Origin of the sequence: Bacteroides parvus (genome assembly GCF_017309675.2) — a bacterium.
In the GTDB taxonomy this organism is placed as follows: Bacteria; Bacteroidota; Bacteroidia; order Bacteroidales; family Bacteroidaceae; genus Bacteroides; species Bacteroides uniformis.
The window spans coordinates 2,692,407-2,708,697 of record NZ_CP084680.1; the positions used below are offsets into that span (position 1 = coordinate 2,692,407).

Below are 16,291 nucleotides of genomic sequence, written 5' to 3' on the forward strand. Positions count from 1 at the left end.
TTTTTATTACATGCCTCTTTCTTCGTCGAGTCCAGATGATTTGTTGGAGGGTTTTGTATCTTTGTACCCGGAAATGAAACTCTTAAAAACAAAAGCAGGATGCTACGGAAAGGAGACCTCACACAAGGAGGCATAACCGGTACTTTATTACATTTTACCCTACCCATGATGGTAGGGTCTTTTTTGCAGCAATGCTACAACATTGCAGATACGCTCATTGTAGGCCAATGCATTGGTGCAGGGGCGTTGGCGGCGGTCGGTTCGGCATACACATTGATGGTTTTCCTGATATCCGTTTTGCTGGGACTGGCGATGGGCAGTGGTACCGTATTCTCCCTACATTATGGCGCCGGAAACTATGTAGCACTGCGTCGTAGCATATTCAGTTCGTTTGTACTGATAGGTATCGTGACACTGATACTGAATGTAGCCGTTTTTATCTGGCTCAATCCTATTCTCCGGCTGTTGCAGGTTCCGCAAGACATATACGGCATGATGCGCAGCTACTTGTGGATAATCTTCTGCGGTATAGTTTTCACCTTTATCTATAACTTCTACGCATCTCTGCTGCGTGCAGTAGGGGATTCTGTCACTCCGCTTTGGTTTCTGGCAGTTTCTGTCGTTCTGAATATAGCGCTCGACTTGTTTTTTATCCTACAACTGGATTGGGGGATTCAGGGTGCGGCTTCGGCCACTGTCCTCGCTCAAGGAGTAGCTGCTCTGGGCATCATCATTTATACTTACAGAAGGCGTCCGGAACTGCGATGGCATCATGAAGACATATGTTTTGACCGTACTTGCTTGAAGGAAATAGCTTCCTTCTCTACACTGACTTGCATCCAACAGTCGGTGATGAATCTGGGAATCCTGATGGTACAGGGGCTTGTCAACAGCTTTGGAACAGCGGTAATGGCAGCTTTTGCGGCAGCTGTGAAGATTGACTCTTTCGCCTATATGCCCGTGCAGGAATTTGGGAACGCCTTTTCCACCTTCATTGCACAGAACTTTGGGGCAGCACGTTACGACCGTATCCACCGGGGTGTTCGCAGTGCATTTGTCACGACTGTTGTTTTTTCGCTCCTTGTGTCCGTATTGGTTTTCATCTTTGCCAAACCGTTGATGCTTATCTTTGTCCGTCCGGACGAAACGGAGATTATTGCGGTGGGAGTGGCGTACCTACGCATCGAAGGTGCTTTCTACTGTGGCATCGGCATCTTGTTTTTGCTGTACGGATACTACCGAGCCATCCGTATGCCGGGCATGTCTGTTGTGCTGACCGTGCTGTCGCTGGGCACCCGTGTCGTTCTTTCTTACTGGCTTGCTTCGATACCTGAGATTGGGGTGACGGGCATCTGGTGGTCCATTCCCATCGGCTGGCTGATTGCCGACGTGGTCGGTATCTGGTGCTATCGGTATGTTAAAAGAGTTAGAGGGAGTTAAAAGAAAATCCGGCAAATTTGCTCCACTGTCCTTCGGATATTTTCTTGAGCAAATTCAGGCTGCATGGCCTGCTCCAAAGAGACGGGAGAGGGGGTAATGGAGAATACGCCCCGGAATCCGGCTGCATTCAGTATCCCGGCATCCTCTATCGCTCCTGCCAGCAGGATGACGGGAATATGTTGCCTTCTTGCTTCCTGCAAGATGCCCGAAGGCACTTTCCCCATGAGAGTCTGCCGGTCCGATTTCCCTTCTCCGGTGATGATGAGGTCGGCATCCTTAATCTTTTCTGCAAAGTTCAGAGTTTCCAAAAGAAGCTCTATGCCGGGTTTCAACTGTGCATCCAGAAATGCGTGGAGACCGCCCCCCATACCACCTGCCGCACCGGCACCGGGATGCAAGGATACGTCTTTGCCGGTAGTGTGGAATATGACGTCCGAAAGATGCTGCATGGCAATATCCAGTTCCTTCACCATATCCGCGTCTGCTCCTTTTTGGGGAGCGAATACGTGGGCTGCTCCATTGGGACCGAAGAAAGGATTGCGTATATCACACGCCGTCGTGAAACATGCCTTTTTCAGTGCGGGATGGGCAGAAGAGCTGTCTATGGAGCTGATTTCCGATAGAAGGGCACCGCATAGGGCGATGCCTTTTTCCATGCTTCCCACTTCGTGTCCTTCTTTATCGAAGAAACGGAATCCCAATGCTTGCAGCATTCCCAGACCGGCATCGTTCGTGGCGCTCCCTCCAAGTCCGATGACGAAACGGAGGCATCCCCGTTCCAAGGCATCGTGTATCAGTTCGCCCGTTCCGAAGGTGGTGGTTTTCATCGGATTCCTTTTGTCGGCAGGAACCAGTGGCAGGCCGCTGATGGCAGCCATTTCTACGAATGCGGTATTGCCGTCTCCGGAGATGCCGTAACTGGCATCGCATGGTTGCATCAACGGGTCGTGGGCACGGACGGTGATACGTTTTCCGTTACTGGCTGCAAGTAGGACGTCGAGCATGCCTTCTCCACCGTCGGCCACGGGGAGCACGATGGTCTGGCATTCGGGACATGCGGCATGTACCCCTTGGGCGGCAGCTTCTCCTGCTTCTGTCGAGGTGAGGCAGCCTTTAAAGGAATCAAGGGCAATTACTATCTTTTTCATAAATACGTTTTTTATAGTTTCGTCATGCTTCGGATGACAAGTTGTACAATTGCAAAGGTATATACAAAATTTCATTTCTTTTTCATGCAAGCATGAAAGTTCTGTCTTCAGTTTGCATTATCTTTGCAGCATGAACGAAGATACGTATAAAACCATCGTTGCCCTTTCCGAGGGCATTTACACTGAAAAGCGCAGCAAGTTCATTGCCATCGCCCTGCCGGTGCGTACAGTAGAGGAGGTGAAGGCGCATCTGGAAACTTACCAGAAGAAATACTACGACGCCCGCCACGTGTGCTACGCCTACATGCTGGGCCATGAGCGGAAGGACTTCCGTGCCAACGACAACGGGGAGCCTTCGGGCACGGCAGGCAAGCCGATTCTGGGACAAATCAATTCCAACGAACTGACGGATATTCTCGTCATCGTAGTGCGCTACTTCGGCGGTATCAAATTGGGTACGAGCGGACTGATTGTAGCCTATAAGGCTGCCGCTGCCGAAGCCATTGCCGCTGCCACCATCATTGAAAAGACGGTAGATGAGGCAGTGACTTTTCTCTTCGAATACCCCTTCATGAACGATGTGATGCGGGTGGTGAAGGAGGAGGAGCCGGAAATTCTGGAACAGTCGTATGATATGGACTGCCGTATGACGCTCCGCATCCGTCAGTCCATGATGCCGAAGTTGCGGGCACGGTTGGAGAAAGTAGAAACATTAAGGTTTGAATAATACAACAAATGGGATAAGAGCCCCTTTTAATAGGGAAATTGTTCGTTTCCTTTAACGGAACAAGTTGTTTTGTCCTTCGGAACAGACTGTTTTCTTTGCGGAAACGGCATCACTCCTTATGAAAGGCTGACTCCCTCCTTTAAACAAAAGAAAATTTATGGCATTTAGTGCAACAAAAAGAGAACTGGGTGAGCTCTACACCTTCTTTCGCCTGCTGGCGGATGGAGCCGTGTCATTGGGTACACCGAAAGCTGAAAAAGACGAAACTCTGCGCTGGCCCGTTGCCTTGATACAGAGGGAAGAGCATGACGGTACGCGCCGTTACTATATCGAAGCGCAGGAAGTGCGCATTGTCAGCGGAACTACCGGGAAGGACGGTTCGTTTGTTCCGGGCGAGAAGGAGGAACTGTGTTTCCCCCGCGAAGACTTTGGTGATGCGGCAGAGTTGGTTCTGCATCTGTTGAAGAACGTTTCGGGCGAGGAAGTGGAAGTGTCCGAAGGTTTGGAAGCCTTTTTGGATGCTGTCAACATCTTCGACCTGGAAGCAAAGACGGAGGACCGTACCGACTTCTCCGTTGCCTTCTGGCATCCCGAAGCACCTCTGACGGGCTTCAATGTCCGTTGTCGTCTCGCCCCGATGAATCCGTTGCTGGACGGAGGGCGCACGGCGAATCTGAAGCTGGAGCAAAGCGGTGTCAAGTTTGCCGTGCCCATGGTGAACAAGGTGAATGCCCTGCCGGAATCTCCTACGGAAGTGGCAGAACGCATGATGATGATTGAGCGACTGGGTGGCGTGCTGAAGTATGCCGACGTTGCCGACCGCGTGTTCCGTTGCAACTTGCTGATGATAGACCTCCACTTCCCTCGCATGCTTGCCGAGATGGTGCGCTTGATGCACTTGGACGGTATCACCCGCATCAGCGAATTGACGGAGCGCATCAAGGAGATGAATCCGTTGAAGATAAAGGACGAGTTGATAAACAAGCACCGCTTCTACGAGTTCAAGATGAAGCAGTTCTTGCTGGCGCTTGCCCTCGGCATGCGTCCTGCCAAAATTTATAACGGTACGGACTCTGCCGTCGAAGGTATCTTCCTGACGGACGGCAACGGGCAGATACTCTGCTACCACAAATCCCGTCCGCAAGTCTTTGCAGACTTCCTTTATCAGAACACGCGTTTGGAGAAAGGTGCCGTAGAGAAAGATAAATACGGCTTCTTGGAGCGCGAGAACGGCGTCTGGTACTTCAAGCTGAATGTAAAGATTGGGCTGGTGAAACGGTGAAACAGCCCCACTGAACACGTACTGATGTGCATTATCAACTATCAATTCTCAAATAAATAAATGAACGAGACATTACAAACCATCAAGGCACGCCGCAGCGTCCGTGCCTATACGGAACAGCAAGTTTCCGCAGAAGATTTGAACCTTATCCTTGAGGCGGCTACCTATGCTCCCAGTGGTATGCATTTGGAGACGTGGCACTTTACCGCCATCCAGAATAAGGAGGTGCTGGAAGAGCTGAACGATAAAATCAAAGGTGTCTTTGCCAAGAATGACGACCTCCATACACGGGAGCGTGGACACAGCCAGACTTATTGTTGCTACTATCATGCCCCCACGTTGGTCATTGTCTCCAATGAGCCGGACAAGTGGTGGGCCGGTATGGATTGTGCCTGCGCCTTGGAGAACATTTTCCTTGCAGCCAAGTCCCTCGGCATCGGTTCCTGCTGGATTAACCAGTTGGGGCAGACCTGCGACGACCCCGATGTCCGCGCTTTCTTGACAAAGCTGGGTGTACCCGAGAGCCATAAGGTATATGGCTGCGCAGCCCTGGGATATGCTCCCGCCGATGCTCCGGTGAAGGAGAAAAAGGTGAAGGAAGGTACGGTGACCATCATCCGCTAAACAGAGATACCCGCAGGAGAGGTGGCGGTTAGGTAATTAATCATACATGAAGCAAAATAACGTATAATTCCGTCACTCTCCGTTGGGCTTCCTCTTCATAGAGGAAATGGGTTATCGCTGCATATTAATGATGCCGCTGTCCGTATCACTGTTGTTCAGCCCCTTGTTGCCTGCCTTGTGCTTGCGTCCGAACTCGAATGTATAGCCCATGCGCAGTACGACCATCTGTCCCGTCTCCCTGACGAATGTTTCGGAACGGAAAGGAGCCACTTCACTGATTCTTTCTTTTCCCACCTTATAGTTATTGGTGAAAGGAAACATAATACCGATTCCTGCTTGAAGGTTACGTCGGGTGTACATTGCCATGAATGCCGTCTGGTTTTCGTTCTTCTTGATGGTTTCGCCGAAGAAATTGTTCTGCACTTTCCGGAACTGCCCGAGCAGCGAGAAGTCTTTATATTGCACTTGCGCCATCACGCTGTAATAGAATTCATCGTACATATGGCTATAGTTCAGGCCTTCCGACCAACTGCGCGTATATCCTCCCGAAGCATAAAGCGTCAGGAAATCCTTCAGCCCGAACAGCGTAGCGCCGTTAATGCCGACCATCAGTTCCGCATTCAGGCTTTGGAACGACCGCTGGTTTTCATCTTTCAGTATCAGTTTGCCGTCCTCCACGAAGATGCTTTCCATGATGGGATTGTCATAATACTGGTGGCGCACACTCAGATTGGCGTTGAACTGTTTCTTCGAATAGCTGTAAGACAAGGAGTTCGTGAACTGTTGATACGTTTTCAGCAACGGGTTGCCGCGGACTATCTGTATCGTATCCATCGCCTGCTCCACATCCGTCAGCGAACCGAGTGACGGTATGGCAGGACTGATGTTGAATCGGTAGCGCAGGAATCCCGCCTTCTTCAGATTATAGCTCAACCGCACGGTGGGCGTGAAGGTATAGTAAGCATGGTCTTCCTCACTCTCCTTGAACCAGGCACGTGTCATGCCTACGCTGCCCGCATAGCTGAAGTCCTTTACCTTGCCTTGCACCTCGAAGAAAGCGGATGTCTGCGACTGGTCCATCTTCGAAGTGGTGGGATGGGAACCTTTATACTCATTCTCCGTCCGCATCTGATAGTGGCGGGCACCGCCGCTCAGCTTCACCTCCTTGAAGTTCTTTTCATAAATGGCTTCGCCGATGACGGAGCGTTTGTCGCCGTCCACTAATGTCTGGATGTCTGCCAGCGGTGCGTTCTCGTCCTTGTACTCCTTGTATTTCCGGTTGTTCTTGGTATGGATGAGCGTTCCCGTCACATTCATCTGGATGCTCTGCTGATGGGGCAGGGTATGCTGGAAGTAAAGGTCGAGTGCCGGAGAGTAGCTGGATGTGTGGTTGTTGACGTACGAATAGATGGACTCCGTGCTGCCCACTGCCCACATCTTGTTCAGTTCATTCTGGTAGGGGGCATTGCTGAGGTTGTTACGGAAGATGGCATTGAATACATATTTGTCCGCTTTCGTCAGATTGTACGTCAGATTCAGGTTGTTGATGAAGCTCAGAGAGGGCGACTCGTCTTCGATGCCTTCCTTGATGCGGTCGATGGTGCGGTCGCCCAGATAGAAGGTTTCGTGGGATTCGAGGCGGCTGTGATACTTGCCGTTCTTGTTGAAGTAGTCGATGCCCCATTCGGAGTTCTTGTAATTGAACTTCGCGCTCAGGAAATTCTCTCCCCATAGGGTGTGGGGCGAATCGGAGAGTTGGAAGTTCACAACACCGCCCGTTTCGCGGCGGCGCAGGATAATGTTGACTACGGCGCCCAGTTCATCGTCTCCGTACTGCTTGCCGGGGTCTTCGATGAACTCCACACGCAGTACGTCTTTGGCTCTGACGGCCGCTATCTCCTTGTCTGTCACTTTAATGCCGTTGATACGGGTTTGTACGGCCCCACCACCGCTGACGCTCATGCTGTTGCTCAGATTGTCCACTTGCAGACGGGCAATGCCGAGATTGTTCAGCAGGTCGTAGGCACCGAATGAGCGTTTGAGCTGGCTTTCGGAAGGCAGGATGATTTGCCGGTCTACCCGCTGCAGCACATTGCTAGCGGATACCGTCACTTCACCGAGGCTCACGGCATCTTCCTGCAACTGTACATCGCCCAGGTCGAGGCTTTTATTCAGTTTCAGCAGTATGTTTTCACTTTGGAGGCCGATGAAGGAGATGGAAAGGCGGTAATCGCCTGCCTTGATTTTATGGAGGGCGAACTTGCCTTGTGCATCCGAGGTTACTCCGGTCACCAAAGTAGAGTCTATGGTCCATAATGACACATTGGCGGCTATAACTGCTTCTTGCGAGGCGTCCGTGACGCGTCCTTTGATGGAGAGGCTCTGTGCCTGCGTACGGAGTACGGAGAGGGCAAGCAATAGTAAAAAAAGTTTGGTTTTCATAATCGTTTGTATTAGTCTGTTACTGTTGGATAGGGATGTAAAAGTCACTCTTCCCGCTAAGGGAAGATGCTGAAGCTTGTATATCAGTTGTTTATACTTTCCTCGTCTGTCCGATGAAAGTTAGGAATGCATGAAGGAATAAATCTCGTACATCAGTGTCGAAACTTTGACAATCGTAAGTCCGAAGAGGAGTCCGAAGGTAATCCATAATGCAGTCTTTGCGTATCTCTTCATGAACCGTCTTTTTTAAGTTTGTTATATCGTTCTGTTATTTCTTCTATACTGATGCCGAGTAGCTCCATGCTGCGGAACATGTCGGCAAGCTGGTTGTCAAAAAACTCTTTCTTCTGTATTCGCATCACTTTCTTCACCGCATCTTTGGAGAGGTAGAACCCCATTCCCCGTTCCGGGTAGATGATGTCCTCCGTCTGGAGGTATTCATAGGCCTTCAGCACGGTGCGCGAGTTCACTGCCAGTTGTGTGGAGAGCTCCCTCACGGATACCACCCGCTCTTCCGCCCGCCATTCGCGGGTGAGAATCTTGCTGAAACAGAAGTCTACAATCTGCTGGTATATCGGCTTGTTGGTCTTGAAGTCCATAGGCTACAGTTGTTTTTCTTTGAGCAGGAAGTAGCTCGATACCCATGAACCGAGCAACACACTGATGGGAGCCGCATAATTGCAGAAAGTCACGATGGCTTGTGCACCGGCCGACAACGGATAGTTGGTGTGGGGCCATGTGGCAATGTTATCCATCCAGTATCCGTCCGCTCTGGCTTCGGGCATGAGGGAGGCCACAAAAGTTACAATTCCTATGCAGACGGCAATGGAGCCTACAAAGATGGTGAAACTTTTCAGCAGGACTTGCCGACTGAAGGCGAAGTAGCCGATGAAGGCGGAAGCATGCAGGATTACATAGGTCAGTATCTGGGTGTTGTGTATCCGGAACATCGTGATGTGCGTTGCAAAATACTGCAGGAACTCGCTGCCGCTTAAGGACAGCAGACCTTTGAGGCAGGCTATCAGCAGACTGCAGAATAGGGGAAGCAGCAGCAGGTATTTTATCCAGATATGCAGGAACTTCTCGAATGCCGATGTCGGCAGCAGTATATCGAGAGTGGAGCTGCGTTTGCTGAAATTTGTTTCCAGCAGGCAGGGGGCCATGAGGATAAACCATAGTATGTAGCGGGAGAATTCGGTGGCAGAGGTATGTTTGCCGTAGTAACTTCCACCGCGGTTTATGTCGTAGAGAATGCACAGGATGCAGATGAACGATACGACGGCTGCTGACCAAAGTAGGTGTCTGCCGGTCTCATTCCTTTTATATTGTTCCAGTAGCAGGAAGCGTTTCAGATTAAAAGTTGCGTTCATAGTTCTGTTTGTATGATGGATTTTCATTGAAACATGCTCTTTATCTTTTCCGGTTGTTGCAGCACCGCTTTATACAGCAGCTCGATGTCCGGTGTGTTCTCCTCTCCGTCCTCGTTGGGAATGATGGAGAAATAACCCGATAGATTCTCTTCGCTGTAAATTCTTTCTTCCGGCAGAATGTCTGTCCGGGCAAAGAGAAGCCGGTTACTGATTTCGTCCAGCGAACGGTTCAGTAATATTTCGCCTTTGCCAAGGATGATGAGGTGGTCCAGCAGGTTCTCGAAGTCGTGTGCCTGATGGGTGGAGATGAGTAGCGTGCTTTCATCGTCCATGCTGCGGCTGATGATACGCTTCAAGGCTTGGCGAGAGGTGATGTCCAGCCCGTTTGTCGGTTCGTCGAGTAGGGTGTATGGAGTATGCAGGGCAAAGGCGTATGCCAGCATTGCCTTCTTCTGTTGTCCGTAGGAGATGGAAGAGAGTTTTTGTTTCCGGTCGATTTTCAATTCTTCCAGGTTCAGCTCGAATTCTTCTTGATTGAAATGTGGATAGAATACGGAATGGCGTGCAGCGAAGCTGACGATACTCTCGGTTGGCATCTGCATCTCTTCGGGCAGGAAGAAGTAACGGTTTAGCGCCCCGGACTGTCTCTCCGCCGTGTTTCTTCCGTCTATACTGCACTTTCCGTTTTTGGGGAAGAGTAGTCCGCAGATGAGATGCATCAGCGTTGTTTTGCCTGCGCCGTTTTCCCCCAGAAGTCCATATATACCATTTCCTATTTTCAAAGATATATTGTTGAAAATAAAAGGATTGGACTTGTAACCGTAGCTCGTATTCTCTATCGTTATCATAGTTTTATTAGTGTTGTACTGATGTACAACACTGCAAACGTAGGGTAAGTTATGGAGAAAAGCAAGGGGGAGAGATACTTATTAACTTCTTTTAGCGGTTGTGCGCTTGCCGTTTGCTTACAGCATCTTCACCAGTATGTCCCATACAGCCACCATGTGGCAGGCTGAACCGCCCAATACAAAGAAATGGAAAACCGAATGCATGTACCGTGCTTTGCGCAAGGAGTAGAAGGCGGCTCCCGTGATGTAGCATACCCCCTCGGCAATAATCCAGTAGCAGGCTGTGGGGGAGAGGGCGAAAAGCTGCTTGAATACTACCAGTACGGACAGCCCCATCAGGATGTAGCATACTGTTTCCACGTAACTGTGCTCCTCCATCTTGCGGAAGCTGACAACAGTGCCGATGATGGCGCATAGCCAGACGAAGCCGAAAAGTCCCCAGCCCCAACCGCCGTCCTCTCTCAATGCAATGAGTGTGATGGGGGAATAACTGCCTGCAATGTGCCAATAGATGGCTGCATGGTCCCAATGCCGCAAGCGTCGTTTCCACGGATTATGATGTTTCAGGGAGTGGTAGAGTGTGGAGGCAAGATAGGAGCCGCCCATACCGAACAGATAGAGCCATACACCGAATGCTGCCCAAAGATTCTGTGCTTGGTAGCATTTTATCAGGAATAGTGTACTTACAATTACTCCCATGGCAATGCCGATGCCATGGGAGATGGAATTGATGGTTTCTTCTTTTTTACTATAAAATAGTCCGTTACGCTTTCTTTTCATCAGTCGAAGCATCCATAGCATGTGGGCAACAGTTTACGGTCTCCCAACGTGTTGTCTACACGTGCCACGTTCACCCAGAACTTGTTTTCGCGCACGCTTTCTATCGGGTAGGCTGCCTTTTGGCGGGTATAGCTGTGCTCCCACGTGTCGGCTACCACTTCGTATTCGGGATGTGGGGCATTCACCAGCACGTTGTCCGTCTTGTCGGCTTCGCCGTTCTTTACCTCTTGAATCTCGTCCCAAATGGTCAGCATCACGTGGACAAAGTTGTCCAGTTCGGCAAGGCTTTCGCTTTCCGTCGGTTCAATCATCAGTGTGCCGTGTACCGGGAAGGAGAGGGTGGGGGCATGATAGCCGTAGTCCATCAGACGTTTGGCGATGTCGTTTTCACTGATGCCCGTCTCTTCGTGCACCTTGCGGCATTCCAATATCATTTCGTGTCCTACGAAGCCGGTAGCACCGCGATAAACAATGCCGTACGTATCCTTGAGGCTGGCTGCCAGGTAGTTGGCGCTGAGGATAGCTATCTTCGTGGCACGCGTCAGTCCTTCCGTTCCCATCATGCGGATGTAGCCGTAAGTGATGGGCAGGATACCTGCGCTGCCGAAGGGAGCTCCGGACACCTGGTTGGCTGCATTGCCGAACAATTTGTGTCCCGGAAGGAACGGAACCAGATGCTCTGCCACGCAGATGGGGCCTACGCCCGGTCCGCCGCCGCCGTGAGGAGAGGCGAACGTTTTGTGCAGATTCAAGTGGCAGACGTCCGCACCGATAAAGCCGGGATTCGTCAAGCCTACTTGGGCATTCATATTGGCGCCGTCCATATATACCTGCGCACCGCAGGCATGTATGATGTGGCAGATTTCCACAATTTCCGTTTCAAAGATACCGTGTGTGGAAGGGTAGGTAATCATCAGGGCGGCGAGGTCATCCTTGTTTTCTTCCGCTTTGGCACGCAAGTCGGCCATATCCACATTGCCTTGTGCGTCGCAGGCGCAGGTCACAGTGGTAAAGCCTGCCTGGATGGCAGAAGCCGGGTTGGTGCCGTGTGCGGATGCCGGTATCAGCACCTTATTGCGGTGTCCTTGCCCGATGCTTTCCAGATAGGCGCGGATGACGCGGAGTCCGGCATATTCGCCTGCCGCACCGGAGTTGGGTTGCAGGCTGACGCCGGCAAAGCCGGTAATTATCTTCAGTTCTTCACTGAGGTTGCTTATCAGTTCGCGGTAACCTTCGGCCTGGTCTTCGGGCACCAGGGGATGCATGTTCATGAATTCCGGGCGGCTGAGCGGAAGCATCTCTGCGGCAGCGTTCAGCTTCATGGTGCACGAGCCGAGGGAAATCATGGAGTGTGCCAGTGAGATGTCCTTGCGGTCGAGACGCTTGATATAGCGCATCATCTCCGTTTCCGTATGGTATTTGTTGAATACTTCGTGTGTCAGATAGGCGCTTTGGCGTTTCATCTCCGCGCTGATGCTGCTTGCCATGGGTACGTCGCTTGCCTTTTCCCAATCCCTTCCGGCGGCAATGGCAAAGATGGAGAGCAGTACGTTGACGGCAGTGATGTCCGTAGTCTCATCGATGCTCATACCTACGTCCCCATTCTTGAAATAACGCAGGTTCACTTCCTTGCTCAAGGCGATGGTACGTATCTGCTGTGCCGAAATGGTGTCGGGCAGTGCAAAGCGGAGCGTGTCGAAATATTGTGCATTGACCTGCTTGTACCCCAGTCTGTTGATACTTTCTTCCAGAAATACGGCAATGCTGTGGATGCGTTCTGCAATGGTGCGGATGCCTTCCGGACCATGATATACGGCATAGAAGCCTGCCATTGTAGCCAGCAGTGCCTGCGCGGTACAGATGTTGGAAGTCGCCTTTTCACGCTTGATGTGTTGCTCGCGGGTTTGCAGCGCCATGCGGTAGCACAACTTGCCGTATTTGTCTTTCGACCAGCCGATGATGCGTCCCGGCATATTGCGCTTGTACTCGTCGCGGGTGGCAAAGTAGGCTGCCGACGGCCCGCCGTAGAACATCGGTGTACCGAGCCGTTGTGTGGTTCCGAAGACGATGTCAGCTCCCCATTCTCCCGGAGGGGTGAGCAGGGCGAGGCTCAGAATGTCGGCGGCAACGGCCACTTTGCAGTTGGCTGCATGGGCTTTTTCCACGAAGGCGCGATAATCTTCCACGTTGCCGGCGGCGTTGGGATATTGCAGTACGCAGGCGAAGATGTCCGGCGTGAATTCCATTTCATGGTATTTTCCTATACGCAGCTCGATACCTTGCGGAATGGCGCGGGTAGTCATTACTGCCAGTGTCTGCGGGAAGACGGCTTCGTCTACAAATACCACGTTGGCGCCCGATTTCTGCATGTCGCGCGGACGCAGGGCATACATCATCGTCACGGCTTCGGCTGCGGCAGTCGCTTCGTCCAGCAGGGAGCAGTTGGCAAGGGGCATGCCGGTGAGGTCGCATACGGCAGTCTGGAAGTTCATCAGGGCTTCCAGGCGTCCTTGTGAGACTTCGGTCTGATAGGGGGTATAGGAAGTGTACCAAACGGGGTTCTCGAATACGTTCCGTTGGATAACGGCAGGAGTGATGGTGTTGTACCATCCCATACCGATATAGGTTGTATAAAGTTTGTTTTTGGCAGCCAACCCTGCAATATGTTGTCCGAACTCGTACTCTGTCATTGTCTTGGGCAGAGCCAGCGGTTCTTTCAAGCGGATGTTGGCAGGAATGGTTTTATCAATCAGCTCGTCCAGGCTTTTCACTCCTATTTTTTGGAGCATCTTCTCCTCGTCTTTTTCGCTGATGCCGATGTGGCGGTAGGCCAATAGGTCGTTTTTCATGGCTGTAATGATTTAAAAGTTTGCTGTATATTTACCGGAAGAACGGATTCTCCGCTTTCTCTATTCCTATGGTAGTCGGCGCTCCGTGTCCGGGATAGACAATCGTGTCGTTGGGCAGGATGAACAGACGGCTGCAAATATGTTCTATCAGTTCGTCGAAGTTGCCACCGGTGAGGTCGGCACGGCCGATGCTGCCTTGAAACAACACATCCCCCGAGAACATGCAGTGGTCTGCCGCGCAATAATACACCAGACTGCCCGGCGAGTGTCCCGGTACATGGATGGCTTCCAGTTTCGTATTGCCGAAGGTGATGATGTCTCCGTCGTGCAGATAAGTGCCCAGGGGCACGGGGGCTTCCTGCAGCTGGAAGCCGAACATGCGGCTTTGTTTCGGCGCTTCGTCAATCCAGAACTCATCGGCCTGGTTGGCTTCGGCCTTCAGACCGAACTCTTTCAGCATGAAAGGATTGCCGAAGATATGGTCCAGATGCAGATGGGTATTCAGCAGATGTTTCACATTCAGCCCATTCTTGGTAATGAAGTTTTTCAAGGCCTGCTTTTCTTCCTCATAAAAGCAGCCCGGGTCAATGACGACCGCTTCATTGGTTTCGTCCCAAAGCACATAACAGTTCTCCGGGAACATATTAAATTCGAATCTCTTTATTTTCATATTATGTATTTAGATTTCTAAACCTCAACTATCTCTCAACACCCTACGTACACTACTTTTTTTGTCTCGAAGAACTCCTCTTCAAAGAACTCCTTCAGGTCCCACAACGTGGTCTTGTTCTTGACGGGCATGGTTTCGTTCCCCAATTCGCCCCCCTTGAGGCAAATCAGTCCGTTGGGCAATGCGTTCTGCTGTTTTGGGGAGATGTTCTTACGGATAATCTTCAGCAGGTCTGTCAGCGGCATCACGGCACGGCTCACCACAAAGTCGAACTTCCCTTTTTCCTCTTCTGCACGGGCATGACGGAAGGTGGCGTTTTTCAGCCCGATGCTGTTGGCTATTTCGGAGGCTACGCGTACTTTCTTTCCGATGCTGTCCACCAGATGGAACTGCACTTCGGGGAAAAGGATGGCAAGCGGGATTCCCGGAAAGCCTCCTCCCGTGCCGAGGTCCATAATCTGTGTCCCCGGTCTGAAGCGGATTACCTTGGCTATGCCCAGAGAATGCAGCACATGGTGTTCGTACAAGTTCTCTATATCTTTGCGTGAAATGACATTAATCTTAGAATTCCAGTCCATGTAGAGGTCGTAGAGGGCGGCAAACTGCCGTTTCTGTTCTTCCGTCAGGTCCGGGAAATATTTGAGTATTAAATCCATTGTGAATTTTATGTTGATAGACAATTGATTACGGTTCCTATTGGTCGCCTGCTTTTATCGTATTGCTCAAGGTGACGAATTCGCTGTTCATCAGATGGGTTATGTCCTCATAAGACAACGTGATTTTGGTTGCTCCCATTACGTATGGGGCAATTTCATATACATTATAATAGAAGGTGATTCCCGTTGGGTCCAGATAGAAATTCTCGATAGGCTCCAGGTCACCGGTGGTGGCGTAGCCCATGTCCTCCAGCTCTTGGCGGGTGCTGACGTTGTTGTCTGCCATCAGCTGTTTCCAAAGCAAGTCGGTCAGCGCTTCCTTATAGTCGCCTTCAAAGAGGTCGCCTAGGTGGATGGGGCTTAGGGTCTTTAGGTCGAGGTTGAGGAAGGTGGACATATAGATGCCGTGTGCGCCGCCGGTATATTCGTTGTAATCTATACGGTAGGTCAGTATTAAGGTATTGCACAACTGCACATGGCTTTCGATTCCTTTATAATAGGAATACCAGGCTCCTATGCTCTGCTCGTCCTGTTTGTCCTCCTCGTCTTTCTTGTACATCGGCTCCAGGTCATTGCGGTAGTCGCCGACATATTTCTCCGTATATTTCTTGACAGCTTCTTCGGGTGTCATCGCCATGTACTTGTCGCCGAAGCAGGCAGATAGGAAGAAGGTGTTCAGACTGTCTTTCAGCCTTACGTCGGATGACTGGCTGGCGTAGGCAACGTTGAGGATGAGGTTGCAGGCCGGCTTGGCTGTGTCTCCGAAGAGATGTACGGTTTCGTTTACTTGTATACTGTCGAACTCCAACGCGTATGCGTTTTTGTTCACGGTGTTACCGCAGGAAAAGAAAAAGCCGCTTGCCGCAAGCAGAAGGACAAGTAGGCTGACAGTTTGCTTTTTCATATTGAGTTTCGTTTATAAATCAACATATCAATCAAAAAACTTTATCGACAAATATAGAACTTATTAACGAACTGCAGGCATAAAAAAGGAAAAATTAATTCCGGCAAACGGTTAAAACTTTCTATCTTTGCAGCGCTTATGAAGGAACTCCGTTACATACTGGCTGTACTCTTTTCCTCTCTTATCATTATAAGCGGAGTGGGGATTTCTGTAGTTCAGTATTGCTGTGCCGGATGCGAGACGACACAAAGTTGTTGCACCTCCGGCTGTTCCAAATGCCATCATGCACATCGTGGTTCACAAAAAACGTGCAAGGATACCGGTTGTACAGCCGTCTACTACAAGGTGGATTTCGTGAAACATGCACACGAGTCTGCTTCGTTCGTGCCATCCCTTACACTGTTTTGTGAGCAACTGCCGTTGTTTGATTACTCCTTGCCGCAAGTGGCCTGTACTCCGGAAGTGCATTTCGGGGCACCGCCATATGTCGTCGGCTCGCGTCATTATCTGGCGCTCTATTCCACGTTTCTCATTTAGTGTTGTTTTATACG

The 16,291-nt window shown here is 50.8% G+C and carries 15 protein-coding genes; 5 read left to right on the forward strand and 10 right to left on the reverse strand.

What is annotated here, in order from left to right:
- Positions 1-99: 99 nt before the first annotated feature.
- Positions 100-1,440: an MATE family efflux transporter gene (locus JXR92_RS10805; RefSeq protein ID WP_117600579.1), complete on the forward strand. Its 1,341-nt coding sequence runs from the start codon at positions 100-102 to the stop codon at positions 1,438-1,440.
- Here JXR92_RS10805 and JXR92_RS10810 read toward each other — a convergent pair.
- Entirely contained in the window at positions 1,437-2,588 is a 1,152-nt protein-coding gene (locus JXR92_RS10810; protein WP_138345520.1) for a glycerate kinase family protein, read from the reverse strand. The two genes, JXR92_RS10805 and JXR92_RS10810, sit on opposite strands and share 4 nt — an antisense overlap.
- Positions 2,589-2,718: 130 nt before the next feature.
- Here JXR92_RS10810 and JXR92_RS10815 point away from each other — a divergent pair, with 130 nt between their 5' ends.
- The 3 genes from JXR92_RS10815 (at position 2,719) to JXR92_RS10825 (ending at position 5,221) form a co-directional block, all read left to right on the forward strand.
- On the forward strand, positions 2,719-3,315 hold the full coding sequence (locus JXR92_RS10815) for an IMPACT family protein (protein WP_098032059.1): 597 nt from the start codon (positions 2,719-2,721) through the stop codon (positions 3,313-3,315).
- Between the two features lie 157 nt (positions 3,316-3,472).
- Positions 3,473-4,597: an HpaII family restriction endonuclease gene (locus JXR92_RS10820; RefSeq protein ID WP_138345518.1), complete on the forward strand. Its 1,125-nt coding sequence runs from the start codon at positions 3,473-3,475 to the stop codon at positions 4,595-4,597.
- 60 nt (positions 4,598-4,657) lie between these two features.
- Positions 4,658-5,221 carry a nitroreductase family protein gene (locus JXR92_RS10825; RefSeq protein ID WP_117951893.1) on the forward strand — a complete coding sequence of 188 codons (564 nt, stop codon included), beginning with the start codon at positions 4,658-4,660 and terminating at the stop codon, positions 5,219-5,221.
- Between the two features lie 111 nt (positions 5,222-5,332).
- On the opposite strand, the gene JXR92_RS10830 is transcribed toward JXR92_RS10825, so the two are convergent.
- The 9 genes from JXR92_RS10830 to JXR92_RS10870 all read right to left on the reverse strand — a co-directional run bounded on the left by JXR92_RS10830 (position 5,333) and on the right by JXR92_RS10870 (position 15,740).
- Positions 5,333-7,663 carry a TonB-dependent receptor gene (locus tag JXR92_RS10830; protein WP_117951895.1) on the reverse strand — a complete coding sequence of 777 codons (2,331 nt, stop codon included), beginning with the start codon at positions 7,661-7,663 and terminating at the stop codon, positions 5,333-5,335.
- A gap of 230 nt (positions 7,664-7,893) precedes the next feature.
- A complete protein-coding gene (locus tag JXR92_RS10835; protein ID WP_009036896.1) occupies positions 7,894-8,262 on the reverse strand; it encodes a GntR family transcriptional regulator in 369 nt (122 codons plus the stop codon).
- A 3-nt stretch (positions 8,263-8,265) separates the two neighbouring features.
- Positions 8,266-9,060 carry a hypothetical protein gene (locus JXR92_RS10840; RefSeq protein ID WP_117951898.1) on the reverse strand — a complete coding sequence of 265 codons (795 nt, stop codon included), beginning with the start codon at positions 9,058-9,060 and terminating at the stop codon, positions 8,266-8,268.
- Positions 9,057-9,881: an ATP-binding cassette domain-containing protein gene (locus tag JXR92_RS10845; RefSeq protein ID WP_117951901.1), complete on the reverse strand. Its 825-nt coding sequence runs from the start codon at positions 9,879-9,881 to the stop codon at positions 9,057-9,059. Before JXR92_RS10845 ends, JXR92_RS10840 begins: the two co-directional genes overlap by 4 nt.
- 117 nt (positions 9,882-9,998) lie before the next feature.
- Positions 9,999-10,661: a PAQR family membrane homeostasis protein TrhA gene (trhA, locus tag JXR92_RS10850; protein WP_226791145.1), complete on the reverse strand. Its 663-nt coding sequence runs from the start codon at positions 10,659-10,661 to the stop codon at positions 9,999-10,001.
- On the reverse strand, positions 10,661-13,510 hold the full coding sequence (gene gcvP, locus JXR92_RS10855) for an aminomethyl-transferring glycine dehydrogenase (protein WP_117951904.1): 2,850 nt from the start codon (positions 13,508-13,510) through the stop codon (positions 10,661-10,663). The genes trhA and gcvP overlap by 1 nt, the downstream gene beginning before the upstream one ends.
- Before the next feature lie 31 nt (positions 13,511-13,541).
- Entirely contained in the window at positions 13,542-14,180 is a 639-nt protein-coding gene (locus JXR92_RS10860) for an MBL fold metallo-hydrolase (protein WP_117600573.1), read from the reverse strand.
- A 35-nt stretch (positions 14,181-14,215) separates the two neighbouring features.
- A complete protein-coding gene (gene rsmG / locus JXR92_RS10865) occupies positions 14,216-14,836 on the reverse strand; it encodes a 16S rRNA (guanine(527)-N(7))-methyltransferase RsmG (RefSeq protein ID WP_117600572.1) in 621 nt (206 codons plus the stop codon).
- 37 nt (positions 14,837-14,873) lie between these two features.
- A complete protein-coding gene (locus JXR92_RS10870) occupies positions 14,874-15,740 on the reverse strand; it encodes a DUF3298 and DUF4163 domain-containing protein (RefSeq protein ID WP_117600571.1) in 867 nt (288 codons plus the stop codon).
- A 138-nt stretch (positions 15,741-15,878) separates the two neighbouring features.
- Here JXR92_RS10870 and JXR92_RS10875 point away from each other — a divergent pair, with 138 nt between their 5' ends.
- Positions 15,879-16,277, forward strand: a complete 399-nt coding sequence (locus JXR92_RS10875; protein ID WP_117951907.1) for a hypothetical protein — start codon at positions 15,879-15,881, stop codon at positions 16,275-16,277.
- Positions 16,278-16,291 lie beyond the last annotated feature (14 nt).

Excerpts from the sequence above, each read along its gene's own strand:
- gcvP (WP_117951904.1), bottom strand. The coding sequence starts at position 13,510 with ATGAAAAACGACCTATTGGCCTACCGCCACATCGGCATCAGCGAAAAA.
- JXR92_RS10820 (WP_138345518.1), top strand. The coding sequence starts at position 3,473 with ATGGCATTTAGTGCAACAAAAAGAGAACTGGGTGAGCTCTACACCTTC.
- JXR92_RS10830 (WP_117951895.1), bottom strand. The coding sequence starts at position 7,663 with ATGAAAACCAAACTTTTTTTACTATTGCTTGCCCTCTCCGTACTCCGT.
- rsmG (WP_117600572.1), bottom strand. The coding sequence starts at position 14,836 with ATGGATTTAATACTCAAATATTTCCCGGACCTGACGGAAGAACAGAAA.
- JXR92_RS10870 (WP_117600571.1), bottom strand. The coding sequence starts at position 15,740 with ATGAAAAAGCAAACTGTCAGCCTACTTGTCCTTCTGCTTGCGGCAAGC.
- trhA (WP_226791145.1), bottom strand. The coding sequence starts at position 10,661 with ATGAAAAGAAAGCGTAACGGACTATTTTATAGTAAAAAAGAAGAAACC.
- JXR92_RS10805 (WP_117600579.1), top strand. The coding sequence starts at position 100 with ATGCTACGGAAAGGAGACCTCACACAAGGAGGCATAACCGGTACTTTA.
- JXR92_RS10815 (WP_098032059.1), top strand. The coding sequence starts at position 2,719 with ATGAACGAAGATACGTATAAAACCATCGTTGCCCTTTCCGAGGGCATT.
- JXR92_RS10810 (WP_138345520.1), bottom strand. The coding sequence starts at position 2,588 with ATGAAAAAGATAGTAATTGCCCTTGATTCCTTTAAAGGCTGCCTCACC.
- JXR92_RS10860 (WP_117600573.1), bottom strand. The coding sequence starts at position 14,180 with ATGAAAATAAAGAGATTCGAATTTAATATGTTCCCGGAGAACTGTTAT.
- JXR92_RS10835 (WP_009036896.1), bottom strand. The coding sequence starts at position 8,262 with ATGGACTTCAAGACCAACAAGCCGATATACCAGCAGATTGTAGACTTC.
- JXR92_RS10825 (WP_117951893.1), top strand. The coding sequence starts at position 4,658 with ATGAACGAGACATTACAAACCATCAAGGCACGCCGCAGCGTCCGTGCC.
- JXR92_RS10840 (WP_117951898.1), bottom strand. The coding sequence starts at position 9,060 with ATGAAAATCCATCATACAAACAGAACTATGAACGCAACTTTTAATCTG.
- JXR92_RS10875 (WP_117951907.1), top strand. The coding sequence starts at position 15,879 with ATGAAGGAACTCCGTTACATACTGGCTGTACTCTTTTCCTCTCTTATC.
- JXR92_RS10845 (WP_117951901.1), bottom strand. The coding sequence starts at position 9,881 with ATGATAACGATAGAGAATACGAGCTACGGTTACAAGTCCAATCCTTTT.